Below are 25,396 nucleotides of genomic sequence, written 5' to 3'. Positions count from 1 at the left end.
GACCCTCACCCCCTTCCCCACAGGACGAGCCCCGCGTACGCGACAGTTCCGTGACCGAAATCCGTCGCGTACGCGGGGCTCGTCAGGGCAGGGAGGTGCCGGGCGCCGCGGGGGCAGTCAGCCTGACGCCGGAGCCTTCTCCCTGCTCAGCCCACGGTCGTCACGCCGATCGTGTGGTCGGTGGTGAACTCCTCGATGGCCCACTCGCCGTTGAAGCGGCCCAGGCCGGAGTTCCTCGCGCCGCCGAAGGCCACGTGAGCCTCGTCCTGCACGGTCATCTCGTTCACGAACGTCATGCCGGCGGCCACCCGCTGGGCGAACCGCACGCCGCGGCCCGTGTCCTGCGTGAACACGGACGAGGACAGGCCGAACTCGTGGTGGTTGGCCAGCTCGAGGGCGTGCTCCTCGTCCCGGGCCTTCAGGACCACGGTCATGGGACCGAAGATCTCCTCCTTGGCGATCTCCATGTCCGGGTCCACGTCCACCCACACGAAGGGCGGGACCACGCGGCCCTCGACCTCGCCGCCGACCAGCGCCCGCGCGCCGTCGGCCTCGGCCGAGGCGATCTTCTTCTGCTGGCCCTCCACTTGGGAGTCGTTGATGATCGGGCCCACCAGCACGCCCTCACCCCGCGGATCGCCCACCTTGAGCGCCTTCACGGCCTGCTCGTACTTCGGCGGGAACTCGTCGTAGACCTTCGCGTCGACGATCACGCGCTGCGTGGACATGCAGATCTGCCCCGAGTGCAGGTAGCCGCCCGTGACAGCCTGCTCCACGGCGGTGTCCAGGTCGGCGTCGTCGAGCACCACCAGCGGGGCGTTGCCGCCGAGCTCGAGCGCGACCTTCTTGATGTTCTCGCCCAGCACGGCGTTGGCGGCCACCTGCTTGCCCACCGGGGTGGACCCGGTGAAGGAGATGAGGCGCGGCACGGGGTGCTTCACGAACGCGTCGCCGACCTCGGAGCCGGCGCCCACCACCACGGACAGCACGCCCGCGGGCAGACCGGCCTGCTCGAAGAGGCGCGCGATCAGGGTGCCCCCGGTCACCGGGGTGTCCGAGGCGGGCTTGATGACGACGGCGTTGCCCAGCGCCAGCGCGGGTGCGACGGAGCGCTGGGACAGATGCAGCGGGAAGTTCCAGGGGGAGATCACGCCGACGACGCCGATGGGCGAGCGGTAGACGCGGGACTCGCGGTTCGGGGTGTTGGAGTCGAAGATCTTGCCGTGCACGCGCGTGGGGAACGTGGCGGCCTCCTCGGTGATGGCGATGGCCAGCGAGACCTCGATGTTCGCCTTGATCACCGTGGAGCCGGCCTCCTGCACGAGCCAGTCCACGACCTCGTCGCGGTGCTCCTCGAGCAGCTCGGCGGCGCGGCGCATGACGGCGGCACGCTCCTTCGGCCCGGTCTCCGCCCACCCCTTCTGAGCCTCGGCGGCGGAGCGGTAGGCCTCGTCGAGGTCCGCTTCGGAGGCGAGGGCGAACTCGGCGACCACAGAGTCGTCGTACGGGTTCACGTCCTGCTTCGTGCTGCCGGCGGCGCCGTCGCGCCACTGGCCGGCGATGAACTGCTTGTCGACGTCGTTGCCGAGGAACGTGCCGGAGGCGTGGGTGGTGGGGGTCATGATGATGCTCCTTTGCGAGACGTGCGGGATGTCTGTTCCACAGCCCACACCTCCCAGACGGGGCTTGCCGAGGGGCGCGGGGCTGGGAGTTCTCGGGGAGGGTTCCGGGGCCCAGCCGTCGGGACGGTGCGGGGGGGCATGCCTGGCCGACGACCACAACGGGCTTGACGGTCCCGCCCGTCGCGGAGCCCGCGAACGCCTGGTTGATCTGGTCGACGGGGCAGGTCCGTGAGGCGCGGGATGAACACGGCGGGGATGGGCTCGCCCTCCACGGTCGTCGTGATCGTGTTGCCCTTGGGCAGGGTGGAGCCGATGTCGAAGCTCGCCTCGGCGCGGACGTCGCGGAGCTCCACCTCCGTGATGGTCAGGCCGGTCTGGGAGGGCGGTGGCGAGGGACCCGGCGGTCTTCACGGTGGTGCACCTTCGTTCCGGTGCTCCGTTCGGTGTCGGGCCGGGCCGGGCCGCGCCGTTGAGGCTCCCGCGTCCCCTCCCCTGGCGACGAGCCCCGCAGACGGAACGGTCTCCACCGCCTGAATCGTCTGCTCTGCGGGGCTCGTCCGTTCAGTGCGGCTGGCCGTTCAGCGGGGCTGGCCGTTCACCGCACCTCGGCCAGTGGGGATGCCGCGCTCCTCGCCCCACTCCTGCCAGTCCCGGGCCGGGCGCGCGGTGAGGGCGGCGGATAGGGCGGCCGCGAGGTCGTCAGCGCCGGCGGGCAGGTCCAGCTCGGCGCGCAGGGTGTCGGAGAAGTGGGGCTCGAGGGCGCCGACGGCCACGTGGCCCTCGGCCGCCCGGTACACGGCATAGTAGGGGGTACCGCCGCCGAGGAGGGCGTCGGGGGGCGAGCAGCCCGTGGCGGGAGGGGATCCCGACGGCGGCCGCGGCCTCCGCGAGGGACACGCGGGCGTGGCCTCCGGGGGCGTCGCGGCCGGCGCGGTCCCGGGCGAGGAGCAGGGCGGGGGCGGTGCTGACGGCCTGCTCGGCGCCGGGCATGTCCGCGACGAGGGCGCGCGGCAGGGTGGGGGTCTGGCTCTCCCCGGAGAGGAGCAGGCCGGTCTCGGCCTGGTAGGTGAGGTCGTGGCCGGGGACGCCGGCGCGCTCCCCCGCGAACCCGACGACGTCCACCTGGTAGACGCGCGGGCGTCGGTCTTGAGGTCCAGGGTGACCACGCGCTGCCCCTCGTGCAGGTCCGCGTAGTGGGACGGGCTCATCTGCGCCATGGGGTCGCCGGCGGGCGGGAGCACGTGGCGACGTCGGCCCCCAGCTCCTGCAGCCGGGCCGGGGCAGGTTCAGGGCGATCGTGAGCGCGGCGAGGCCGGCGAGGGGCGGAGTGACGCGCATCACTCATGGTGGTTATGAGGGGCGCGCGAAGGCCAGGGGCGGGGCGAATGTGACAGGCGGTCAGGCGACGTCGGCTGCAGTGGCGTTCAGGAACCGCTCGTACGCCCAGACGAGCTTGTCGGTGCCGGGGCGATCCGCCCGCCGACTCGGCACCTTCATCAACGGCTTGCCGTGCAGCTCCTGCAGCCCGTGGCGCAGCATCGGTCCATCCACCTCGTCCAGCAGGTCCTGGCGGATTTCGACGACGGGCACGTCCTTGGTTGGCCGGATCCCGAGGAACCGCCGATCAAACGCAGCATGGTGGATCTTGCACAGCGCCATGCCGTTGGTGACGTCGGGGACGCCCTCCTCCTCGGAGTCAGGGACGATGTGTGCGGCATCGAGCAGCTCGGAATGGGCGAAATTGCAGACCGCGCAGTGGTCCTCATAGGCCACGAGAACGGTGGAGCGGAAAACCGGCTGATGCAGTCGCACCACGGTTTCGCGCTTCATGTAGCGCCGCAGGGCCGTGACCATTTCCGAGCCCTCGCCGCGCTCGGGAATCTCGCTGGCATCCTCTAACGGGGCGAGAACAAACTGCTGACGGTCACGCTCTTCATTCACGATGTAGACCGGCGCCGTCACCTGATACTGCGGCGGCTTTCCACCCACACCCGTGAACCACATGATGGGCAGCTGCCGCTCCATGGCACGTCGCAGGCCCACATTCTCAGGATGGTTGGGGTTGTCACCACGCCACTTGTAGCGGTGCAGCCCATCCTCGCCCAGAGCGTCGTTGTAGGGGCGTTCCTGGCCGGGGGCCCGGTACGTCGTCACGATGGACTACGTGGCCTCAAACCGAGCCGGCTTCCAAATGCCCTGATACGAGGGGATGAGGCGGAACGGCTCACCCTGGAACCGGAAGTCCGCGATGTCTTCGCGAGTGAGGCTTACCTGCCGGTCCAGCGTCCGCTCGATCAACCACTGAATGGCCGTTTCCCGCAGCCCGTCCGGCTCCACCACGCGTCACTCCCTCACCCCGCGGCTGCCTCGTTGCACCCACCTCTGCGGCAGCCTAGTTCAGCCGTGCCCAGCCTCAGCTGCCCACCCCACCCCCTACCGCAGCAGGTCCTTCACGATCTTCCCGGTCGTGTTCTTCGGCAGCGCGTCCATCACGGTCACCTGGGACGGCCACTTGTAGGACGCCAGGCGCTCCCGCACGAACGCGTTGAGCTCGGCCACCTCGACCTCCGGCCCGTCCTGCAGCGCCACGTAGGCCACGACCTTCTCGCCGAACCGCTCGTCGGGCACGCCGAGCACGGCCGCCTCGGTCACGGCGGGGTGCTCGTAGAACGCCTCCTCCACCTCGCGGGGGTACACGTTGTAGCCGCCGTGGATGATGATGTCCTTCAGTCGGCCCACGATCCGGTAGTAGTCCTCCTCGTCCCGGGTCGCGACGTCGCCGGTGCGCAGCCAGCCCTCGTCGTCGAAGGAGGCCGCGTCCGCCTGCGGCTCGCCCAGGTAGCCGGTCATGAGCACCGGCCCGTGGATGCGGAGCTCGCCCGGGGTCTCGGTGTCCCCGGCGGGCACCTCGACGCCGTCCGTCGTCACCAGCCGGAACTCCACGCCCGGCAGGGGCTGGCCCACGGTGCCCGGGCGGCTGGGGCGCAGCATCGGGTTGAAGGACACCGGCCCGCAGGACTCGGTGAGCCCGTAGCCCTCGCGCACCGGCACCCCGAACTCCTCCTCCGCCTCGTGCAGCGTCTCCACCGGCAGCGGGGCGCCGCCGGAGAGGATGTAGCGCAGCGCGGACAGGTCCACGTCGTGTCCCTTGGCGCGGGCGGACCGGAGCGCCCGCAGCAGGGCGCCGATCATCGTCGGCACGGCGGGCAGGGCCCGCACCTCGTCCCGCACGACCTGCTCCAGCGCCGTGTGCGGCGCGAACCGGGTCACCACGGAGTTCCGGCACCCCGTGTACAGCGGCATGTTCAGCGCCGCGGACATCCCGAACACGTGGAAGAACGGCAGCACGCCCAGCACCGTATGCCCGGCCTGCAGCCAGTCCAGCGCCTCGGACGTCAGCACCGCGCTGGACGCCACCGTCCGGTGGGACAGCCGTGCCCCCTTCGACTGCCCGGTGGTCCCGGAGGTGTAGATGACGACGGCGTCGGCCTCCTCGGACGTCCGCGGCGTCCGCTCGCGCACGGGCTCGGCGTCGGCCACGACGTCCCGCAGGTCCGCCGGGGAGGACTGCAGGTGCGGCACGCCCACTGCCTGGGCCGCCTCCGCAGCGGCCGACGTGCCGCGCATGCTCCACAGCAGCACCGCCTGCGAGTCCGTGAGGAAGTACTCCAGCTCCCGGTCCGTGGACAGCGGGTTCAGGGGGACGACCACGGCTCCCAGCCACAGCGCGCCGTAGTACACCGCCGGGAAGGCCAGCGTGTTGGGCATCAGCAGCGCCACCCGGTCCCCCGGGCCGACGCCCTGCCTGCGCAGCACGCCGGCGGTGGCCTGGACCAGCTCGAGCAGCTCGGCGTAGGTGGTGTCCACGCCGTCCTCGCGCCAGGCCACGGCCCGGGGGTCGCGGTCGTGCCCGGCCTCCAGCAGGGCGCACACGTCCCCGCGGTGGGGGTCGGTGGCGGGGAGGGCGGAGTTCATCGGGTTCCTCTTCTGACGGTCGGTCGGGCGCGGACGGTGTGGATCAGACTACGGCGCGCAGGGGCGGGGGCGGCCTTCACGACGACGGCGCCCCTCACCGGGCGGGCGAGGGGCGCCGTCGTCGTCGGGATCGGATCACGGGGCCGTGTAGCCGCCGTCCACCAGGTGGTAGGAGCCGGTGATGAACGAGGCCTTCTCGCTGAGGAGGAAAGTCACCAGGTGCGCGACCTCCTCGGCCTTGCCGAGGCGGCCGATCGGGTGCTTGGTCACGAGGGCGTCGTGCACCTCGTCGGGCAGGCCAGCGAGCAGCGGGGTATCGATGTAGGCCGGGCCCACCGCGTTCACGCGCACGCCGCGCGGCCCGTAGTCCACGCCGGCCTGCTTGGTCAGGCCCACCACGCCGTGCTTCGCCGCGGTGTAGGCGGAGGCGCCCAGGCCCGTGGCCACGGAGCCGTGGATGGAGGACATGTTCACGATCGCGCCGCCGCCGGCCTTCTCGATCTCCGGCAGCTGGTAGTGCATGCCGTAGAGGACGCCGTTGAGGTTGATATCGATGACGCGGTCCCAGTCCTCGATCTTGAGGTCGCCGGCCGCCTCGGTGCCGGCGCCGACGCCCGCGTTGTTCACGGCCAGGTGCAGCGCGCCGAAGGTGTCCACGGCGAACTGCACGGCCTTCTGGTTGTCCTCGGGGGACGCGGTGTCGTGCTGCACGGCCGCGGCCTCGCCGCCGGCGGCCTTGATCTCCTCGGCCACGCGCTGCGCCGCCTCGAGGTTGATGTCCGAGACGACGACCTTCGCGCCGTGCGCCGCCAGATCCTTGGCGCAGGCCTCGCCGATGCCCGAGCCGCCGCCGGTCACGAGCGCGACCTTGTCCTGGAAGTCCTGGAACTCCGCCATGATGTGCTCCTTCCACGGGGGATGCCGGCGCCCGGTGCGGACGCCGTCACCTCAGCCAACCGCGCCCGTCGCCCCGTGGCCAGGCCCGGGACGCCCCGTACGCTCGACCCATGACCACCGTGTTCTACGACGAGCAGGGCCGCCCCGAGCCGCCCCACGCCGCGGACGAGGCCGCCACCCTGCTGGCCTTCCTCGACTTCCAGCGCGCCACCTTCGCGTGGCGCACCTCCGGACTCGACGACGCCGCCCTCCGCCGCCGCCTCGACGGTCACCCCTCCGAGATGACCCTCGGCGGGATGCTCAAGCACCTGGCCTTCGTGGAGTTCTTCTGGTTCGAGGTCACCGCCCACGGGAAGCCGACCTCCGAGCCGTGGGTGTCCGTGGACTGGGACGCCGACGCCGACTGGGACTGGCACTCCGCCGCCCAGGACTCCGCGGAGGAGGTGCGCGACCTCTGGCGCGAGTCGGTGGAGCGCTCGCGCGCCGTCGTCGTGCGCCTGCTCGCGGACGGCCCCGCCGCCCTCGATGCCACGCACCCGGCGTGGGGCGGGCGCGCGGACGTGTCCCTGCGCTGGATCCTCACGCACATGATCGAGGAGTACGCCCGGCACAACGGGCACGCGGACCTGCTGCGGGAGCAGATCGACGGTCAGACCGGGGAGTGAGCCCGGTCAGCCGGCGTCGGGCGCGGACGGAGCCGCCGGGGTCCGTCCGCGGGACCGCCTGACGTCCTGGACCGTGAGCCACACCCGGTGCGCGAGCATCACCGCAGCCGCCCATGCCAGGCCCACCGTCCACCCGGCGGCCACATCCGTGAGCCAGTGCGCCGCCAGGTACACGCGGCTCAGCCCCATGAGCACGGCGTAGCAGCCGGCGACGACGGCGGCCGCCGTCACCGCGCGCCGGTGCGTGCCGCCCAGGCTCAGGCGCGGGGTGATCGCCACCAGGTACACCGTCAGCGCCATGAGCACGGTCGCGTTGAGGGTGTGCCCCGACGGGAACGAGGGCGAGGTGACGATCGGCGGCAGCGCCACGTCCACGGGCGGGCGCAGCCGCCCCACGTGGGACTTGCCGACCACCGTGATCAGCACCGCCCCCGCCATGCCGCCCAGGAGCACCACCGCGGGCGTCGCCTCCCGGCGGGCCAGGGTGAGCAGCCCCAGCAGCACCAGCCCGACGGCGACCGCCCCCGGGGTGTCCCCCGCGTAGGCCAGGAACTGCGCCAGGCCTGTGAGCACCGGCCCGCGCAGGGAGATCGCCGCCTGCAGGGCGGGGTGGTCCACGGCGGGCACGCCGTCGCCCTCGGTGACGGAGTCGTAGACCTCCTCCGCCAGGGACGTGAACGCGACGACCACCGCCAGGAGCACGCCCCCGGTGACCAGGAACGCGGCGTGCGCCGCCCACAGCCGGGACAGCCACGATCCCTCCGGCGCGGGCGAGGGGCGCGACGCGGGAGCCGAGGGGCGCCTCACCGGGTGGTCGGCTCGCCGTCTCCGGGGACGTCGTCCACGGGGTCCGGGTGGGCCATCGCGGCGTGGGAGCCGTGCGGGTGCTCGGCGTCGGCGGGGTGGATCACGGGCACCGGGGCCGTCTCCGGGGAGACGTCCGCCGCGTGCTCGTGCCGGGGCTTCTCCGAATCGGCCGCCTCCGTCGCGGGGACGGGGACCGGATCGGTGTCCGGGTCCGCGACGGAGTCCGCGGGGGCGGCGTCGTGGTGCTCGCCGGGCAGGTGCTCCGAGGCCTCGGCCACCTCCGGGCCCACCGCCGCCACGACCTGCGCGTGGGACGGGATCCGCAGGAAGCGCCCACCGATCACCGCGGCCACCACGCCGAGGATCGGGCCCACGAGCGGCGCCCCGCCCGTCACGAGGGCGACCAGCAGCGCGACCAGGCCGCCGCCGGCCACCTGCGTGGTCTTGGGGCCGTCGAACCCCGCCTGCCACGGGCGCAGCGGCGTGCCCCCCAGGGCGTCGCCGGAGCGAGCGAGCGGCGCGAACCACGCGCCGGCCACGAACAGCACCGCGCCGATCAGGGACACCAGCAGCGCGCCCATGAAGGACCAGGTGTCCAGCATGAGCAGCAGGCACACGAGGGTCAGGACGGCGAGGACGGCGGCGGAGGCCACGCGGGCGGGGGTCATGCGCATGCGCCCAGGCTATCGGCCGGTCCCCCGCGCGCACTCACTCGTCCGAAACCGACGCACCGCACCCCGTTGAGGGGGCCGTAGGGTCGCTTTCGGCCGAGTGGACGAGGGGAGAGTCGGTTTCGGCCGAGTCGGCGGTCGGCAGGCGCGCCCCACGCCCGGGCACTCGCCCCGCCACCTCCCACGACGGCCCCCACCGCCGGCTCGACCCGCGCGCCTCGCCGGCTCTGTGGGGCGAGTTGGTGGCGCGCGTGTTCACAGTGGAGGAGTCGCTGGCGTTCGCTCGGGAAGACTGGCCGGCGCGAGGAGGTGGGCGTCCGTCACCTGGCGGGCCAGGGCGGTCAGCACGTTCACGTCCAGGAACCCGGCGCTCACAGGCCCTCGTCCTCCCGCAGCTGTTTCACGACGTCGTCGTCGATGCTCAGCGTGGTGCGCATGCATCTGATGCTCGTGCATCACAGCGGCCACTGCTCGAGCTCGTCGGAGATCCGGACGCTCAGCCCGGACACCCGCCCGCCCGGACCGATCAGCACATGCACCACGGGGTCCGCGTCCTCACCGGCGACCACGCAGCGGACGACGACGGCGCGGCGTCGTCCCGCCCGGCCCGCGCCGCCGGCCGGAGACGGGCCGCCCGACGCGGGCTCCCCGCTCAGCAGTTCCCCGTCGAGGTCGTGCACCCCGGTGACCCGCACGGCTCGCAGGCCCCCCGAGAGGTCCTCGATCTCGAGCAGCACCCCGCGCAGCGCCGACTGCGGCAGGCCGGCGCGCGCAGCGCTCGTCATGCGGGCATGGACGGCCGCGACGTCGCCGCGCAGCCAGGCCTCCACAGTGGCCTCCGCGGCGGCCCGCGCCTCAGCCCAGGGATCCGATGCGCCACCCGGGCCGTTCTCAGCAGCGACGTCGGCCGGCACGCCGTCGCCGCGAGCGCCGCCGTCGTCCAGGGCCACCGCCGGTGCTACGTGGAAGCGGCGATGGGCGGCCTGGCGCGTCACGCCGAGCACCTCGGCCACCTGGGTCCAACTCCACCCCGCGTCGCGCGCGGCTTGGACGGCGCCGTGCAGGCGGCGCTCCGCCGCGGCCTGTTCACGCAGGGCCGCGGCGATCAGTTCATGCGGGTCGGGCATCCTCCGAGTCTGCCCCATGGCCGCCACCGGCCGGGTCACCCGGCACCGGGATGAGGGCGCCGACGAGGAGCGCCACGATGATGCCGACGACCGCGGGCACTCCGCCGCCGAACAGGTTCAGCACGACGCTCACGGCGACCGCCGCCCCCGCCGCGAGGAGCTGCACCGCCTTCGGCCCGTCCCACCGGGACTGCCAACCGCCGAAGAAGGTGCCGCCGTAGGGGCTGCCGGACTGGAACAGGGGGGCGCACCACGCGCCCGCGAGGCAGGCGAGCCCGGAGAGGAGGCCCACGAGCCAGGTGCTGGCGTCCGTCAGCACGGTGACGAGGAGGATCAGGAGGACGACGACCGCGGAGGAGATCAAGGACTTGGTCATGGGTCCAGCGTGGAGGCAAGGAGCATGTCTGTCAACACCGTGCTGACAATCGGGGGCTGGCAGGCAGGGTAGAGCGCCGGCCGGACCGGGGAGTGACCCGGGGCGGTGCGAGCGGCAGCCGGGGCCGCGTGGGGCGGCGCGAGCGGAGGCCGCGGGTCAGCCCCGCAGCTCGCGGCGCAGGATCTTGCCCGTGGCGTTCTTCGGCAGCCCGTCCAGGACGGTCACCTCCCGCGGCTGCTTGTAGCGGGCCAGCCGCTCGGCCGCGAACGCCTGGAGCTCCTCCCCCGTGACGGTGCTGCCCGGGGCCAGCGAGACGAAGGCGGCGATCTCCTGGCCCAGCCGCTCGTCCGGCACACCCACCACGGCGGCCTCGACCACGTCCGGGTGCTCGTAGAGGACCTCCTCCACCTCGCGCGGGTACACGTTCATGCCGCCGCGGATGATCACGTCCTTGAGCCGGTCCACGATCATCACGTACCCGACCTCGTCCCGGCGGGCGATGTCCCCGGTGCGGAACCAGCCGTCCGCGTCGAACGCCGCCTCCGTGTCCTCCGGGCGGCCCCAGTAACCGGCCATGATGCCCTCGCCCCGGATGCGCAGCTCACCGGAGGTCTCGAGGTCCTCCTCGGGCACCTCGGTGCCGTCCATCGCCACGATCCGGAACTCGAAGCCGTCCACCGGCCGGCCCACGGTGCCTGGGCGCGTCGGCGCGTCCACGGGGTTGAAGAAGCACGCGCCCGCGTTCTCGGACAGCCCGTAGCCCTCGAACACGGGCACGCCGTACAGCTTCTCGGCGGCGTGCAGCGTGTCCACCGGCAGGCTCGCACCGCCGGAGAGGGGCATGCGCAGCCGGGAGAAGTCCGCCGGCTCGGCCCCGGCCTCACGGCGGGCCCGGGCCACGGTGAGGAGCGCCCCGTGCATGGTGGGCACGCCGGGCAGGAACGTGACGCCGTGGTCCTGCAGCTGGTCGTAGGCGGCCTCCGGCTCGAACCGCGGCATCAGGGACAGCGTGGACCCGGAGAACACCGCGCCGTTGAGCACCACCGAGAGCCCGAACACGTGGAACATCGGCAGCGCCGCGAACACGACGTCGTCCGGGCCGAGCCGGCCCAGGCCGGTCGCCGTCGCCATGGCGTTGGAACGCAGGTTCGTGTGCGTCAGCCGGGCGCCCTTGGGCCGGCCCGTGGTGCCCGAGGTGTAGAGCAGGACGGCGTCGTCGTCGGGGTCGCGCGGGGTGATCTCCGTGACCGGGGCGATGCCCTCGGCGGCGCACTCCCGCCCGACCGCCTCGAGGTCCAGGGTGACCACCTCGACGTCGACGTTCCCGGCCACCTCGGCCACGGCCGGCAGCCCGGGCATGGCCCAGAGCATGCGCGCCCCGGAGTCCGCGAGGAAGTACCCCAGCTCACGGGCGGTGAACAGCGGGTTGAGCGGCACCATCACCGCGCCCAGACGCATGAGCGCCTCGTAGACCGCCACGAAGGCCGGGACGTTGGGCAGCAGCACGGCCACCCGGTCCCCCGGACCCACCCCGCGGCGGCGCAGCCAGCCGGCCGTCGCGGCCGTGACCTGGTCCAGTTCACGGTAGGTCATGCGGGCCTCGCCAATCCGCAGGGCCACGGCATCCGGCTGCCGGGCCACGGTGGCCGAGAGCAGCTCGGCCACATGGCCCCGGCGCTCGGTGGGCCGGCCGTGGGTGGTCGTGGAGGTGTCGGGGGTCTCGGAGGTGGTCACGGTGGCTCCTGGTCTGGTGGGGCGGTCGTCGGAGGGGGTTCAGAGGAAGGCAGAGTGACCGGTGAGGCCGCGGCCCACGATCAGCGAGTTCACCTCGTAGGTGCCCTCGTACGTGAAGATCGCCTCGACATCGCAGAAGAACCGGCCGAGTCCGGTGTCGGCGAGGATGCCGTTGCCGCCCATCATCTGCCGGCCCAGCGCGGCCGACTCGCGGCACATCTGAGAGGTCTTCAGCTTCACCAGGGAGGCCTGTGTCATGGACACCTCCCCGGCGGCCTCCAGCTGCACCGCCCGGTGCGCCATGCCCAGGGTGGCCGCCAGGTTGGCCGCGATCTGCACGAGCAGGGACTGCACCAGCTGGTGCCCGGCGATCGGCCGGCCGAACTGGGTGCGCTCCAGCGCGTAGCGGCGGGCGGCATCGAGGATGCCCTGCTGCGCGCCCACGGCCTGCCAGCCCAACCCGTTGCGGGAGCCCAGCAGGATCACGTTGGTGTCCGCGAAGGTGTTGGCCTTCTCCAGCTTGTTCTCCGCCGGGATGCGCACGTCCGTGAAGGTGATGTCCGCGTTCTGGACGATCTTCACCGCGGTCTTGTGCTCGATCTTGGTGGCCTCGTAGCCGGGGGTGTCGGTCTCCACGATGAAGCCCTTGACCTGGTCGTCCTCCTCGTTCCGGGCCCACACGATCGCGATGCGGGACATGGTGCCGTTGCCGATCCACCGCTTGGCCCCGTTGATCACCCACTCGTCCCCCTCTCGGCGGGCCGTGGTGGCCATGCCGCCGGCGACGTCGGAGCCGTGCTCCGGCTCGGTCAGCGCGAAGCAGCCGGTGTACTCCATCGCGTACAGGCCCGGCAGCCACGTCTGCTTCTGCTCCTCCGAGCCCAGGGCCTCCAGGGTGGCCCCAACGAGGTCGTTGTGCAGGGCGAAGTACACACTGAGTGAGATGTCCGCGCGGGCCAGCTCAGCCATCAGGTGCCCGCGGAACAGCGGGTCCTCGGTCATGCCGCTGACGTGGTTGTAGCCCAGCTCCCCGACGCGGCGGGCGATCTCGTGCGGGAACTCGTCCCGGCTCCAGGCCTCGGCCACGTGTGGGGTGACGATCTCGGCCAGGGCGGCGCGGATCTCCGTGAGCTTCTCCTGCTGCTCGGGCGTCAGGAGGCGGTGGTAGTCGAGGACGTCGACGTCGATCAGCGAGCGGGTGCGGGAATCCGTGGTGGTCATGAGGGGCTCCTGGAGGTCGTTCGAGGGGGTGCTGAGTCGTGGGGGTCAAGCGGTGGGGCCGGCCAGGGCGGTGAGCGGGATGCCCCGCTCCTCGCCCCAGGACTGCCATGCGTCGGCGTCGCGCTCCGCGAACGCGGCGGTGAGCTGCGCACGGACGTCGCCGTCGGGATCGAGCTGCAGCGCCTCGACCATCGCGTGGGCGAAGTGGGGCTCGAGGGCGCCGAGGGCGACGTGCCCGGACCGGGCCGGGTAGACGCCGTAGAACGGGTTGGCGCCGCCGAGAGGCGAGCCCGGGTCCGTCATGCCGTGCCGCGCGGGCAGGGCCATGGCGTGGGCCGCGTCGCTCAGGGCGACGACGACGCCGCCGCCCCGGCCGTCCCGGTCCCGGGCGTGCAGGCCCGCGAGGGCGGCGCTGACCGCCCGCTCCGCACCATGCACGTCCGCCAGCAGCCCCCGGGGTGGGTGCCCCGGCTCGAGGAGGCCAGCCTCGGCCTGGTAGTTCAGGTCGTGGCCCGGCACGTCGGCGCGCTCTCCGGGGAACCCCGTGATGTCCACCTGGACCAGGCGGGGGTGGCGGCGGGCCGTCGCGGCGGCGTCGAGGCCCAGCCGCGTCAGCGCGCCGGACCGGTGGGACGTGAGCAGCACGTCCGCCCCGGCCAGGAGCTCCTCCATGCGTGCCCGGTCGCCGTCCTGCTTGAGGTCGAGCGTGAGCTCGGCCATGCCGGCGTGCAGCTCCGTGTACAGGGCCGGGACCAGCGTGGCCACGGGATCGCCCGCGGGCGGCAGGACCGTGGTCACCTGCGCGCCCAGCTCGGCCAGCCGGAAGGCGGCCAGCGGACCCGGCAGGTTCAGCGCGATCGTCACCACCGCGACGTCGGCCAGGGGGCCGGGCACGGCGGCGTCGCCCGCCGGGACGCGGGAGGCGCCGTCCCCGGCGCTCATGCCAGCCCCTGACCCGCGGCGGCCCGCTCACGCAGCCAGTCCGACGGGCGGAAGCGCTCGCCGTAGGCGTCCGCGAGCGCGTCGGCGCGGGAGACGAAGTCGGCCAGCCCGCCGGGGCGGTTGGTGGCGAACGTGGCGGGGCCGCCGGTGTGGGGCGGGTAGCCGATGCCCAGGATGCCGCCGATGTCGGCAGACGCGGTGTCCGTCAGGACGCCGGCCTCGAAGCACGCGGCGGTCTCCAGGGCCATGCGGTACAGGAAGCGGTCCTTCAGGTCCTCGTCGGACACGTCCACCTCCGCGGCGAAGTGCTCGCGCAGCCCGGGCCAGAGGTGCTTGGGGCCCTCCGCCGGGTACTCGTAGAACCCGGCGCCGCGGGCGCGGCCCGGGCGGTCGAACTCCTCGACCATGCGGTCCACGATCCGCTCGCCCGGCTGCTCGGCGCGCTCGGTGCCGGCCGCCTCGGCGGCCTTCTCCGCCTCGCGGCGGACGTGCTGGGTGAGGGTGAGCGAGACCTCGTCCAGCATGGCCAGGGGGGCGCCCGGGAAGCCGGCCTGGCGCGCGGTGCGCTCGACGCGCTGCGGGTCCACGCCCTCCTCCACCATGGCGGCGGCCTCGAGCACCAGGGTGCCGAACACGCGGGACGTGTAGAAGCCCCGGCCGTCGTTCACGAGGATCGGGACCTTGCGGATCTGCTGGACCAGGTCGTAGGCGCGCTCCACGGTCTCCTGCGAGGTCTGCTCGCCCCGGATGATCTCGACGAGCTTCATGCGGTCCACCGGGGAGAAGAAGTGCAGGCCCACGAAGTCCGCGGCGCGCTCCCGCGGGCCCTGGAGCTGGGTGATGGGGAGGGTGGAGGTGTTGCTGCAGAGCAGCGTCTGCCGGCCCACCACCTTCTCCACCTCCGCGAACACCTCTGACTTGAGGTCGAAGTCCTCGAACACGGCCTCGATCACGGCGTCCACCCCGGCGATGTCCGCGTAGTCGTCCGTGGTGCGGATGCGGCCCAGCACCTCGTCGGCGGCGGACTGGTCCATCCGGCCGCGGGCCACGGCCTTGCCCACGAGGTCCGCGCAGTGGGCCTTGCCGCGCTCGGCGTTCTCCTTCGAGACGTCCTTGAGCACCACGTCGATGCCGCTCGTGGCGAGGGCGTGGGCGATGCCGGCGCCCATCATGCCGGCGCCGAGCACGGCCGCGGTGGCGATGGTGTGGCGTTCCGAGACGCGCTCGCCCAGACCGGCGCCGGCGCGGATGGCGCCCATCTCCGTGTGGAAGGCCTGCACCATCGCGGTGGAGACCCGGCCGGTCACCAGGCTCGTGAAGTACCGCGTCTCGATCCGGGAGGCGGTGTCGAAGTCCACCTGCGCGCCCTCGACGGCCGCGGACAGGATCGCCCGCGGCGCCGGCAGGTCCGCACCGTGCAGGGTCTTGACCAGGGTGGCGGCGAACGCGGGCAGGCGGGAGGCCAGCTGCGGCTGCTGCGGGGTGCCGCCGGGCAGCCGGAAGCCCTTCCGGTCCCACGGCTTGACGGCGTAGGAGGGGGCGCCGAGCGCCTCGTCGGTCTCCTCGGGGCCGCCCTCGCGGGCCTTCGCCGCCGCGGCGCCCTGCTCCAGGATCCAACGGCGGGCAGCCGGCAGCAGCTCCTCCGGGGAGGAGACGAGCTCGTCGATGACGCCCTTCTCCTTCGCCTGCGCGGGACGGTACTGGGTGCCCTGGAGCAGCCAGTCCATCAGGGCCTTCTCCAGGCCCAGCATCCGCACGAGGCGGGTGATGCCGCCGCCGCCGGGGAGCAGCCCGAGGGTGACCTCGGGCAGGCCCACCTTGATGCGGGGATCGTCCACGGCCACCCGGCGGTGGCACGCGAGGGCGATCTCCAGGCCGCCGCCGAGGGCGGCGCCGTTGATCGCGGCCACCACGGGGCGGCCGAGCTTCTCCAGGCGGCGCAGGAGGGACTTGACGTGCTCGGTCATCGCGAACACGTCCTCGGCGTCCTCGGGCCCGGACGGCCCGAGCTGGTCGAGGTCGCCTCCGGCGAAGAACGTCTTCTTGGCGCTGGTCAGGATGACGCCGGTGATCGACTCGCGCTCCTGCTCGAGCCGCTCCACGGCGGCCCTCATGGACTCCTGCCAGTGGCCGTTCATGGTGTTGACCTTGGCGGTCGGGTCGTCCATGGTCAGGGTGACGACGCCCTCGGCGTCCTGGTCCCAGGTGATCGTGTTCTCGGTCATGTCTGTCGTGTCTCTCTGCCGTGGGGGCGGGCGTCGGGGGGTGGCGCTCAGACGCGCTCGACGATGGTGGCGACGCCCATGCCGGCGCCGATGCACAGGGTCGCGATGCCGGTCTGGAGGTCGCGTCGCTCGAGCTCGTCCACGAGGGTGCCGAGGATCATGGCGCCGGTGGCGCCGAGGGGGTGGCCCATCGCGATTGCGCCGCCGTTGACGTTGGTCTGCTCCTCGCTCCAGCCCAGGTCCCGCATCAGCTGCAGGGGCACGGCCGCGAACGCCTCGTTGATCTCCACGAGGTCGATGTCCGAGGCCGTCATGCCGGCGACGTCGAGGGCCTTGCGGCAGGCCGGCGTCGGGCCGGTGAGCATGATGGTGGGCTCCGAGCCGACGACGGCGGCCGAGACGATGCGCGCGCGGGGGGTCAGGCCGGCCCGCCGTCCCGCCTCCTCCCCGCCGATCAGGGTGAGCGCCGCCCCGTCCACGATGCCGGAGGAGTTGCCCGCGTGGTGGACGTGGTGGATCTCGTCCACGTCCGTGTAGCGGTTCAGGGCGACGGCGTCGAAGCCGGCCTGCTCGCCCATCGCGGCGAACGAGGGGCGCAGCCCGGCGAGGGTCTCGAGGGAGGCGTCCGGACGGATGGTCTCGTCCCGGTCCAGGACGGTCAGCCCGTTCATGTCCGTCACGGGGATGACGGAGCCCTCGAAGCGGCCCTCGGACCAGGCCCGCGCGGCGCGGTGGTGGCTCTGCACCGCGAAGCGGTCCAGGTCCTCGCGGGAGAACCCCTGGCGGGTGGCGATGAGGTCCGCCGAGATCCCCTGCGGCACGAAGTGCAGGTCCAGCGCGGTGGCGGGGTCCATGGCCCACGCACTGCCGTCGGAGCCCATGGGCACGCGGGACATGGCCTCGACTCCGCCGGCGATCAGCATGTCCTCCCAGCCGGAGCGGATGCGGGCCGCGACCTGGTTGACGGCCTCCAGCCCGGAGCCGCAGAACCGGTTCAGCTGCACGCCGGCCACGGACTCCGGCATGCCCGCCTTGAGGGCGGCGACGCGGGCGATGTCCCCGCCCTGGTCGCCGACCGGCGTGACCACGCCGAGCACGACGTCGTCGACCCCGGCGGGGTCCCACTCGGGGTGGCGCTCACGCAGCGCGTCGAAGAGGCCGCCGAGCAGGTCGACCGGCTTGACCTCGTGGAGGGAACCGGAGGGCTTGCCGAGCCCGCGGGGGGTGCGGACGGCGTCGAAGAGGTAGGCGTCCCGGGTCACGGGGATCTCCTTCAGAGGGGTTCGGGGTCTGGGGTTCGGACCGGGCGTCGGCCCGGTGGTCGGATCAGGGGGTCAGGCGGAGGGCGCGCCGGGGCCCTCGCCCTGGGCGAGGGCGTCGGCGTACACCTGGCGCAGGCGCTTCTTGTCGAGCTTGCCGACCGAGGTGCGGTCCAGTTCGTCGACGAAGAGCACGCGGTCCGGGACCTGCCAGGAGGCGAACCGGGCGCCGAGGGCGGCCTTGGCCTGCTCCTCGCTCAGGTCCGCGCCGGCGGTGCGCACCACGAGGGCGATCGGGCGCTCCTGCCACGTCGGGTGCGGCACGCCCACCACGGCGGCCTCGGACACGCCCGGGACCGTGAGGAGGTGGTTCTCGAGGTCGATGCTCGAGATCCACTCGCCGCCGGACTTGACCACGTCCTTCATCCGGTCCGCGATCTTCAGGTAGCCCTCCTCCGAGAGGTGGCCCACGTCACCGGAGCGCCAGTACCCCTCGTCGTCGAACCCCTTCTCGGTGGCCTCGGGGTTCTCGAAGTAGGAGCGGGTGATCCAGGGGCCCCGGATCATGACCTCGCCGACGTTGCGCTCGCCGGGCGGCAGCGGCTGGCCCATCGGGTCGACGACCTTCACGTCCACGCCGGTGACCACGAGGCCCTGGTACCGCTTGAGGTCCCACTGCTCGTCCTCGGAGAGCCGCTCGGCGAGGGCGGGACGCAGTCGGTTCACGGACACGACCGGCGAGGTCTCGGTGGCCCCGTAGGCGTGGATGATCTCGGCGCCCATGAGGCGGTCGAAGCCCTGCATCAGCGCGACGGGCGGCTCGGTGGCGCCGCACAGGAACCGCAGGCCGGGCAGGTGCGGCGTCTCCTCCATCCCCTCCAGGTAGTGGAGCATCGGCAGGAGGATGGCGGGTGCGGCCGGGGCCACGGTGACGGCGTGCTCCACGAGGGACTCCGTCAGCAGGGCGGTGTCCTGCATGGTGAAGCGGCCCGGCAGGACCACTCGGGCGCCGACCGCCACGGAGGCGTAGGGCAGGCCCCAGCACTGGGCGTGGAACATGGGCGTCAGGAGCATGACCGTGTCGTCCATGGTCATGCCGGTGTTCGCGGCGATCGCGAACGCGTGCAGCCAGGTGGCCCGGTGCGAGTAGAAGACACCCTTGGGCCGGCCCGTGGTGCCCGTGGTGTAGCACGCACCGGAGGCGGACCTCTCGTCCATGTCCGGGGCGTCCTCGATCGGTGCGCTCCGCTCGATCAGGTCCTCGTAGGACATCGTGTCCGCCCGCCCGGCCCAGGAGTCGGGCAGCGCACCGTCCGTGGCCACGATCCAGCGGGTGTCCTCCGGCAGGTGGGGCCCCAACGCCTCGGCCAGCGGCAGGAGGGTGGCGTCCACGACGATCGTGCGGGCCCCACTGTGACCGATGACGTAGGCCAGGTCCTGCGGCGCGAGCCGGAGGTTGAGCTGGACCATGGTGGCGCCGGTGAGCGGCACCGCGAAATAGCACTCGAAGTGGCGCAGGTCGTTCCAGAGGAGCAGGCCCACACGGTCCCCCGGCCCCACGCCGAGCGAGGCCAGGCCGGCGGCCACGCGCTGCATCCGCTCCCAGGTCGCCGCGTAGTCGGTGACCTTCCACTCGCCGTCGATGGTGCGGTGGGTGATCGACTGGTCGGGGTAGGTCCGGGCCGCGTCCCGGAACAGGCGTGAGGTGGTGAGCTGTTCGTCATCGCCCATGGTGGAGGGCGTCCCCAGGACGGGTGCGGTGGCGGAGTTCATGGCTATCCTCACGATCGCGGACGCTTGTGGTGGAGATCACACTCTGCGAACGAGTGAATCATTCATTGCACGATCGCACAACTCCTTTCTCCGTCGGTTAGTCTGAGGCGGTGGACACAGCCCGACCCCTGACCCGCGAGGACCTCTCCTCCGCCGCCCGCCTCCGTCTCAGCGCGCTCGAGCTGTACGCCGAACGCGGCGAGCACGCGGCCAGCATCCGCGACGTCGGGCGGCACGCCGGCGTGGCGCCCGGGCTGGTCCGGCACCACTTCGGCAGCAAGGACGGCCTGACGCGCGCCGTGGACGACGACATCATCGACCTCGTCCGCGCGACCCTGGAGGCGGTCCCCCTCGAGGGCACTCCGCTGGAGATCTCCGCCGCCCGCGACGCGGCGTTCCAGGAGCTGCTGCAGGAACGCCCCCTGATCGGCGGCTACCTGGCCCAGGCCCTCACGGCGTCGCGCGCCTCGGGGGAGAGCGTCCTGGACCGGCTGGTGGACCTCTCGGCTGAGCAGACCCGCCAGCTGATCGACCGCGGCCTGGACCCCCGCCGCGGACTGCGCACCTCCGTGTTCACCACCGTGGTCCGGCAGGTGGCGGTGTTCCTGGTGGCGCCCGTGGCCGAGCGCGCGTGGAACCGCCTCGGCCACACGCTCAAGGGGGCGTCGGACGTCGCCCCCATGCCGCCCGTGCGGGTGGTCGTCGGCCCCGCCCCGGAGGAGGACCGCCGCTGAGGCGGGCGCCGCCCCCTAGTCGATCCCGCGGGCCGCGAGCGCGTCGCCGACGTCGTCCGCGTGCTTGAGGGACAGCACCAGCAGCGGCAGCACCCACGCCCACGGGGCCATGCGCACCCCGCGGGCCGCCTGCGCCGCGCGGATCTGCTCCGCGAGCCCCCGCAGGTGCCCAACCGAGGCCAGCACCAGGCCCATGGCCAGCCCCACCCGGTCCGGCCGAACGCCCGCCCGGGCCAGCCTCGGCCCGAGCCACGGGATCCGCGTGACCGGCCCCAGCACGGCCTCGGCGACGCCGGCCATCTCCGCGATCCGCGTCGTGCGAGTGAGCACCTGCGCCGCGAGCACCAGGCCGAGGACCCGTGCGGTGGTGAGCGCCGCCGTCGGGAGGTCGGTGAACAGCCACTGCGCCGCGAACAGCACCGCGTAGAACACCCAGAGCCCGCGCAGGTCGGCGGCCAGCAGTCGCACGCCTCGCCGCAGGCCGAAGCCCAACAGGTACGCCCCCACGCCGACGACGACGGACGCCCCCGCCGTCAGCGCGCTCACCGGGGCGAGGGTCACCACCAGGGCCCAGACCGCCAGCGCGGCGACCTTCGCCCCGGCGGGGCAGCGGTGCAGGGGCGAGTCCCCGGGGACGTGCAGAGAGAGCATCAGGCGAGCTCCCGGGCCACGGCGTCGTCGAGGAAGGCCTCGTAGGCGGCCACCGTCTCGGCGGCCGGGCCGTGGCGCTCGACCCGGCCGGAGTGCACCCACACGGCGGCGTCGCAGGCGCGGGCGAGGTCGAGGTCGTGGGTGACGAGCAGCAGCTGGAACTCCCCTCGCTCCGCCCCGCCGAGCAGGCGGTCGGCCACGATCCGGCGGTGGCGGCCGTCGAGGAGGGAGGTGGGCTCGTCCGCGATCACGAGTCGCGGGGCGCCGACCAGCACGGAGCACATCGCCAGGCGCTGCGCCTGCCCGGAGGAGAGGGAGAGGCAGGGGCGCTCCGCCAGGTCCGTGAGCCGGTGCTCGGCCAGCGCCGCGTCCACGCGCGCGGCGACCTCGGCCCGGGACAGGCGGCGGCCGGCGTCGTCCTTCAGGGCCTTCACGGTGAGCTCCACGTCCTCCCGGACGGTGGGCATGACCATCTGCGCGGCCGGATTGGCGAACACCATGCCCACCGTGCGGCGCAGCGCCTTCACGTCCCGCACCGCGTCCACGCCGTGCACCGCGACCTCGCCGGCGGTGACCTCCGCGAGCCCCGCCACGGCGCGCGCCAGCGTGGACTTGCCGGAGCCGTTCTCCCCGACCACCGCGACGCGCGGGGCCGTCAGATGCAGGTCCACACCGTCCAGGAGGACGGGGCCCCCGGGGGCCGCGACCTGCACGCCGGCCAGGCGCACGGCCGCGTCGTCGTCGTGCGGAGCGCGGGTGGGAGGGGTGCGGCCTGTCATACGACCATCCTTCCGGATCCGGCGGGGACGGGCGGGGATACGGTGTGACCATGGCCACGCACCACGCCCCGAACCTGACCGCGCACGAGGACGACGACGTCTCCTACCGCACCCGCAAGTGGGTCAAGCCCGAGGACCTCAACGCCAACGGGACGCTGTTCGGCGGCTCGCTGCTGCGCTGGATCGACGAGGAGGCGGCGATCTACTCGATCATCCAGCTCGGCAACCCGCGCTCGGTGACCAAGCTGATCTCCGAGATCGAGTTCAGCGCGTCCGCCCGGCAGGGCGACATGATCGAGATGGGCCTGCGCGCCGTGAAGTTCGGCCGCACCTCCCTGACCATGCGCGCCAAGGTCCGCAACATCGTCACGGGGGAGGTCATCCTGACGATCGACAAGATCGTGTTCGTCTCCCTCGACGAAGAGGGCAGGCCACAGCCCCACGGGTACACGGACATCACCTACGACCGGGACCGCCTCCCCCTCGACACCTCCCGCTGAGGCGGGCGGCGTCGGCAGAGCGGGACGGGCCACCGGGGCGGGCATCAGGCGACCTCCAGGACCATCGCCGCGCCCATGCCGCCGCCCACGGCGCACGCGGCCAGTCCGACGGCGCCCGGCGGCTCGGCCTGCAGGCGCCGCACCGCGTGGACCACGGCGACGGCACCCGACGCGCCCCACGGGTGCCCGAGCGCGAGCGCGCCGCCGGCCGCGTTGACGCGCGGGTCGACGCCCCAGGGGTCGTGTGCGGTGGCGGGGCCCGAGGCGCCCGGGGCTGAGGTGCCGGAGACGCCGGTGAGGCCGAGGTCGTCCAGGGCGGCCAGGACCTGGGCGGCGTAGGCCTCCACCAGCTCGACGACGGCCACCCCCTCCAGCGTGCGGCCCGCGGCGTCCAGCGCGTCGCGGACGGCGCTCACGAGCCCGAGCCCGGGCAGGGCCGGGTCCACCCCGGTGAGGGACCAGGAGAGGACCCGGCAGGGGCGGAGGACGTCCACACCGCGCACGGAAGCGGTCGACACGCCGTCCGTTTCACGCACGACAGCGCTGTGGGGGGTGACGAGCACGGCGGCAGCGCCGTCGGCGATGCGCGCGGCCGTCGCCCCGGTGACCGCCGTGGCCGAGTCCGCGCCGGGCGTCACGGCCCGGAACCGGGCGAGGGCGGCGGCGGCGAGGCGGCGGGGGCCGTCGTCGTCGGGCAGGCGGAGGCCCCCGGCCAGGGCGAGCACGTGCGAGCGGGCCGCGAACGACTCCTGGCGGGCCCGGCCGATGCCCCGCGCAGCGGCGAGGGCATCGGCGGCGGCCGTCATCCCGGGGTCGTCCCAGCCGGCCGGGACCATGGGCGCCTGCGCATAGGAGACGCCGTCGATCGAGCGCTCGGGAGCCGTGCTCGGCGACTCGACGCCGCCGCCCACACACGCCCGGCCCGTCGCGACGGCGTGCCCGGCCGCCTGCGCGACCGCCACCAGCCCCGCCCCGCACTGCGCGTCCACGGTCCAGCCGGGCGTGGCCACGCCCAGCCCCGCGGCCAGCGCGGCGATCCGCGCCACGTTGCCCCCGGGGCCCGCCCCGTTGCCGAGCACGACGGCGGCCGGGTGCGTCCCGGCGGCGACCTCGCCCACCGGGCCGGCGGCCAGCTCGCCGGCGCCCAGGTGCGCCTGCGCGCGGGAGCGGGCCGTGACGGGCGTGCGGGAGACGGCCGTGATCCACACGGGCGCGGCATCCAGGCCGACGGCGCTCATGGGCGCAGCTCCGGGGGTGTGACGCGGCGGATCTTGCCGCTGCCGGTGCGCTCCAGCCGGCCCACGGCCACCCAACGGCGGGGCCGGGCGGCCGGGGAGAGCCGGGCGCGGGCGGCCGCCTGCAGCGCGGCCAGGGCGTCCTCCGGGGCCACCCCGGGCGCGGGCTCCACGGCGGCGGCGACCCGCTGGCCCAGCCGCGGGTCCGGCACCCCGAGCACCAGCACCCCGGCGGCCACCGGGCGGCCGTCGGCGCCGGCGACGGCGGCCAGCTCGGCCTCCACGTCCGCGGCGGAGACGGTCGCGCCGGCGGTGAGGACGACCTCGTCGGCGCGGCCGTGCACGGTGAGGATCCCGGCGGCGGGATCCCAGGTGACGCGGTCGCCCGTGGTGAGCCGTCCCTCCGCGTCCCAGCGCGGGGCGCCGGAGGCGAGGCGCGAGTCGTCCGGGACCGCCAGCTGCGGGGAGGCCACGCGCAGGACGCCGGTGCGCGGACCGTCGGCGTCGGCGAGGACGTCCGGCTCCGCCACCTCCAGCTCCACCCCGGGCAGCGGGCGCAGCCCGGACCCGTCCAGGTCCACGGCCACGAAGCTGGCCTCGGCCGCGCCGTAGTAGTGGACCGTCCGCAGCCCGTGGGCGGCGGCGCGCTCGCGGGCGCCGGCCGGGAGCCGGTCCCCGCCGACGAGGGCCACGCGCAGGGTGGAGGGGGCGCCGTCGTCGAGCAGGTCCAGGGCGTCCGTGAGCTGGGAGGGGGTCGCGTTGAGAGCGGCCGGTCCGGTGAGGTCCGCCGCGGTCAGGCGCGCGTGCGGGGACACCGCCAGGCGATGTCCCGTGGCCGCGCACCAGGCGGTGGCGTGCAGGGCCATGGAGGAGACGGGGTGGACGGCCGTCAGCATGGCCTCGCCGGGGGCCAGGCCCAGCCACGCGGCGACGTGGGGGTGGCCGGCCCGCCAGGAGTCGTCCGTGCGCAGCACCACGCGGGGGCGGGACGTGGACCCCGAGGTGAAGGCCGCCCAGCCGACGCGGGCGGCGAGGTCCGGGTCCCGCGCGGCGAGCCGGTGCAGCTGGACGACGGCGTGCTCCCGCTGGGCCGCCCGGAGGTCGGCGGGCCAGCGTTCGTCCCCCACCACCGGGACCCCGCCGCGGGCGCGGACGGCCACCGCCTCGGCGAGCACCGCGGCGTGGTCCGCATCCGCCAGGAAGGCCAGGCGGGCGGCGGGGTCGGCGACGGGGGCGAGGGGGCTCACGCGAAGGCCCGCGGGTACGCCTTCCAGAGTCCGGCGGCCAGCAGCGCCGCGACCACGGCCTTGAGCAGGTCGCCGGGGATGAACGCGAGGGAGCCGATCGCGGCCTTGTCCAGCGGGACGCCGCCGAAGAGGTTCATGCCGGGGATGCCGAACAGGTAGATGACGGCGATGCCGCCGACCACGCAGGCCGTGAGGGCCGCGGCGACCAGCCCGCCGGTGTTCCGGCCGTCGCGGCGGCCGCGGAGGTAGAGGTGGAACAGCAGGCCGACGACGAACGCGCCCGGGATCCAACCCCAGAGGAAGCCCGCGGAGGGGCCCACGAACACGGCGGCGCCGCCGCGGCCGCCGGCCAGCAGCGGCAGGCCCAGGGCGACCAGCAGATGGAACAGCGCGAGGGACGCCGCGCCCCGCCAGGCCCCGAGCACCAGGCCGGCGAGCATGACGCCGAGCGTCTGCAGGGTGATGGGCGTGGGGATGCCGGGGACCGGGATGCCGGGCATGGCACCGAGGACGGCGATGAGCGCGGCCATCACGGCGATGCGGGCCAGGTCGGCCCCGGGGGAACGGCGCGGGCGGCGGGTGGCCGGCGCGTCGACGACGGCGGTCTGCGGCGCGGAGTGGGAGGTCATGGTGCTCCTGGGTGCGATGCGGGTGCGAGGGCTCCTGAACACCGTTCAGGAGAGTGTCAGCAGACTACACGCGCGCCCCGCCCTCCCCGTCTTCGCGCACGAGACGAACGCCCCTCCTCACACTTTCGTGCGCGAAACGCACGGCGTGTCCCCCGGTGTCGTGCGAGACCCGGCGGCCCGTCGTCGCCGCCGGCCGACGGCCTTGCCCCTCTGCCCGATCCGTGACATGGTTCACACCATGATGTCCCAGCGGTGACCCCCACGCCTCGCGCCCGCGCGCGAGCCCTCCCCGCCGACGCCCGTCGTGAGCCACGCCCGACGTCGTGC

General features: G+C 73.9%; 25 protein-coding genes. 3 read left to right on the top strand and 22 right to left on the bottom strand.

Going from position 1 to position 25,396, the window contains the following annotated elements:
• Positions 1-146 precede the first annotated feature (146 nt).
• The 7 genes from MHY29_RS02345 to MHY29_RS02315 form a co-directional block, all read right to left on the bottom strand.
• A complete protein-coding gene (locus tag MHY29_RS02345; RefSeq protein ID WP_239238100.1) occupies positions 147-1,622 on the bottom strand; it encodes an aldehyde dehydrogenase family protein in 1,476 nt (491 codons plus the stop codon).
• A 578-nt stretch (positions 1,623-2,200) separates the two neighbouring features.
• Positions 2,201-2,419 (bottom strand): hypothetical protein, encoded by a 219-nt coding sequence (locus MHY29_RS02340; RefSeq protein ID WP_239238106.1) that lies wholly within the window; start codon positions 2,417-2,419, stop codon positions 2,201-2,203.
• Positions 2,322-2,960, bottom strand: a complete 639-nt coding sequence (locus MHY29_RS02335) for a CoA transferase (protein ID WP_239238099.1) — start codon at positions 2,958-2,960, stop codon at positions 2,322-2,324. Before MHY29_RS02335 ends, MHY29_RS02340 begins: the two co-directional genes overlap by 98 nt.
• A gap of 60 nt (positions 2,961-3,020) precedes the next feature.
• Positions 3,021-3,776, bottom strand: a complete 756-nt coding sequence (locus tag MHY29_RS02330) for an HNH endonuclease signature motif containing protein (protein WP_239238098.1) — start codon at positions 3,774-3,776, stop codon at positions 3,021-3,023.
• 6 nt (positions 3,777-3,782) lie between these two features.
• Positions 3,783-3,962 (bottom strand): hypothetical protein, encoded by a 180-nt coding sequence (locus tag MHY29_RS02325; protein ID WP_239238097.1) that lies wholly within the window; start codon positions 3,960-3,962, stop codon positions 3,783-3,785.
• A 93-nt stretch (positions 3,963-4,055) separates the two neighbouring features.
• Positions 4,056-5,597: an AMP-binding protein gene (locus tag MHY29_RS02320; protein ID WP_239238096.1), complete on the bottom strand. Its 1,542-nt coding sequence runs from the start codon at positions 5,595-5,597 to the stop codon at positions 4,056-4,058.
• A 135-nt stretch (positions 5,598-5,732) separates the two neighbouring features.
• Positions 5,733-6,494 (bottom strand): SDR family NAD(P)-dependent oxidoreductase, encoded by a 762-nt coding sequence (locus MHY29_RS02315; protein WP_239238095.1) that lies wholly within the window; start codon positions 6,492-6,494, stop codon positions 5,733-5,735.
• Between the two features lie 110 nt (positions 6,495-6,604).
• On the opposite strand from MHY29_RS02315, the gene MHY29_RS02310 reads away from it, so the two are divergent.
• On the top strand, positions 6,605-7,159 hold the full coding sequence (locus MHY29_RS02310; RefSeq protein ID WP_239238094.1) for a DinB family protein: 555 nt from the start codon (positions 6,605-6,607) through the stop codon (positions 7,157-7,159).
• A gap of 6 nt (positions 7,160-7,165) precedes the next feature.
• On the opposite strand, the gene MHY29_RS12445 is transcribed toward MHY29_RS02310, so the two are convergent.
• The 10 genes from MHY29_RS12445 to MHY29_RS02260 form a co-directional block, all read right to left on the bottom strand.
• Positions 7,166-7,966, bottom strand: a complete 801-nt coding sequence (locus MHY29_RS12445; RefSeq protein WP_239238093.1) for a phosphatase PAP2 family protein — start codon at positions 7,964-7,966, stop codon at positions 7,166-7,168.
• Positions 7,963-8,640 (bottom strand): hypothetical protein, encoded by a 678-nt coding sequence (locus MHY29_RS02300; protein ID WP_224356265.1) that lies wholly within the window; start codon positions 8,638-8,640, stop codon positions 7,963-7,965. The genes MHY29_RS12445 and MHY29_RS02300 overlap by 4 nt, the downstream gene beginning before the upstream one ends.
• Positions 8,641-9,092: 452 nt before the next feature.
• Positions 9,093-9,764 carry an AraC family transcriptional regulator gene (locus MHY29_RS02295; protein WP_224356264.1) on the bottom strand — a complete coding sequence of 224 codons (672 nt, stop codon included), beginning with the start codon at positions 9,762-9,764 and terminating at the stop codon, positions 9,093-9,095.
• The gene (locus tag MHY29_RS02290) at positions 9,748-10,140 is read right to left on the bottom strand and encodes a hypothetical protein (protein WP_239238092.1); all 393 of its coding nucleotides are present in this window, start codon (positions 10,138-10,140) and stop codon (positions 9,748-9,750) included. Before MHY29_RS02290 ends, MHY29_RS02295 begins: the two co-directional genes overlap by 17 nt.
• A gap of 156 nt (positions 10,141-10,296) precedes the next feature.
• Entirely contained in the window at positions 10,297-11,874 is a 1,578-nt protein-coding gene (locus MHY29_RS02285) for a long-chain fatty acid--CoA ligase (RefSeq protein WP_239238091.1), read from the bottom strand.
• A 39-nt stretch (positions 11,875-11,913) separates the two neighbouring features.
• Positions 11,914-13,095 (bottom strand): acyl-CoA dehydrogenase family protein, encoded by a 1,182-nt coding sequence (locus MHY29_RS02280; protein WP_239238090.1) that lies wholly within the window; start codon positions 13,093-13,095, stop codon positions 11,914-11,916.
• Positions 13,096-13,140: 45 nt separating this feature from the next.
• Positions 13,141-14,037, bottom strand: a complete 897-nt coding sequence (locus MHY29_RS02275; RefSeq protein WP_239238089.1) for a CoA transferase — start codon at positions 14,035-14,037, stop codon at positions 13,141-13,143.
• Positions 14,034-16,262 (bottom strand): 3-hydroxyacyl-CoA dehydrogenase NAD-binding domain-containing protein, encoded by a 2,229-nt coding sequence (locus MHY29_RS02270; RefSeq protein WP_239238088.1) that lies wholly within the window; start codon positions 16,260-16,262, stop codon positions 14,034-14,036. Before MHY29_RS02270 ends, MHY29_RS02275 begins: the two co-directional genes overlap by 4 nt.
• A 47-nt stretch (positions 16,263-16,309) precedes the next feature.
• Positions 16,310-17,524, bottom strand: coding sequence for an acetyl-CoA C-acetyltransferase (locus MHY29_RS02265; protein WP_239238087.1), 1,215 nt, complete (start codon positions 17,522-17,524; stop codon positions 16,310-16,312).
• A gap of 72 nt (positions 17,525-17,596) precedes the next feature.
• Positions 17,597-19,294 carry a long-chain-fatty-acid--CoA ligase gene (locus tag MHY29_RS02260; protein ID WP_239238086.1) on the bottom strand — a complete coding sequence of 566 codons (1,698 nt, stop codon included), beginning with the start codon at positions 19,292-19,294 and terminating at the stop codon, positions 17,597-17,599.
• 110 nt (positions 19,295-19,404) lie between these two features.
• Between MHY29_RS02260 and MHY29_RS02255 the strand changes: the two genes are divergently transcribed.
• Complete coding sequence (locus MHY29_RS02255) at positions 19,405-20,028, top strand: TetR/AcrR family transcriptional regulator (RefSeq protein ID WP_239238085.1); 624 nt, start codon at positions 19,405-19,407, stop codon at positions 20,026-20,028.
• Between the two features lie 15 nt (positions 20,029-20,043).
• On the opposite strand, the gene MHY29_RS02250 is transcribed toward MHY29_RS02255, so the two are convergent.
• Together MHY29_RS02250 and MHY29_RS02245 are read right to left on the bottom strand one after the other, a co-directional pair.
• Positions 20,044-20,679, bottom strand: coding sequence for an energy-coupling factor transporter transmembrane protein EcfT (locus MHY29_RS02250; protein ID WP_224356255.1), 636 nt, complete (start codon positions 20,677-20,679; stop codon positions 20,044-20,046).
• Entirely contained in the window at positions 20,679-21,458 is a 780-nt protein-coding gene (locus tag MHY29_RS02245; protein WP_239238084.1) for an energy-coupling factor ABC transporter ATP-binding protein, read from the bottom strand. Before MHY29_RS02245 ends, MHY29_RS02250 begins: the two co-directional genes overlap by 1 nt.
• A gap of 50 nt (positions 21,459-21,508) precedes the next feature.
• Here MHY29_RS02245 and MHY29_RS02240 point away from each other — a divergent pair, with 50 nt between their 5' ends.
• A complete protein-coding gene (locus MHY29_RS02240) occupies positions 21,509-21,958 on the top strand; it encodes an acyl-CoA thioesterase (RefSeq protein ID WP_224356253.1) in 450 nt (149 codons plus the stop codon).
• A gap of 44 nt (positions 21,959-22,002) precedes the next feature.
• On the opposite strand, the gene MHY29_RS02235 is transcribed toward MHY29_RS02240, so the two are convergent.
• From MHY29_RS02235 to MHY29_RS02225, 3 genes are read right to left on the bottom strand one after another with little or no spacing between them, the layout of a single operon-like run.
• Positions 22,003-23,196 carry an acetyl-CoA C-acyltransferase gene (locus MHY29_RS02235; RefSeq protein ID WP_239238083.1) on the bottom strand — a complete coding sequence of 398 codons (1,194 nt, stop codon included), beginning with the start codon at positions 23,194-23,196 and terminating at the stop codon, positions 22,003-22,005.
• Positions 23,193-24,440, bottom strand: coding sequence for a class I adenylate-forming enzyme family protein (locus tag MHY29_RS02230; protein ID WP_239238082.1), 1,248 nt, complete (start codon positions 24,438-24,440; stop codon positions 23,193-23,195). The genes MHY29_RS02235 and MHY29_RS02230 overlap by 4 nt, the downstream gene beginning before the upstream one ends.
• Positions 24,437-25,069 carry a biotin transporter BioY gene (locus MHY29_RS02225; RefSeq protein ID WP_239238081.1) on the bottom strand — a complete coding sequence of 211 codons (633 nt, stop codon included), beginning with the start codon at positions 25,067-25,069 and terminating at the stop codon, positions 24,437-24,439. Before MHY29_RS02225 ends, MHY29_RS02230 begins: the two co-directional genes overlap by 4 nt.
• Positions 25,070-25,396 lie beyond the last annotated feature (327 nt).

The organism is Micrococcus sp. ACRRV (genome assembly GCF_022346985.1).
Lineage (GTDB): Bacteria > Actinomycetota > Actinomycetes > Actinomycetales > Micrococcaceae > Micrococcus > Micrococcus porci.
The sequence above is the reverse complement of the archived record's forward strand: the minus strand, read 5'-3'. Positions and strand labels throughout refer to the sequence as shown.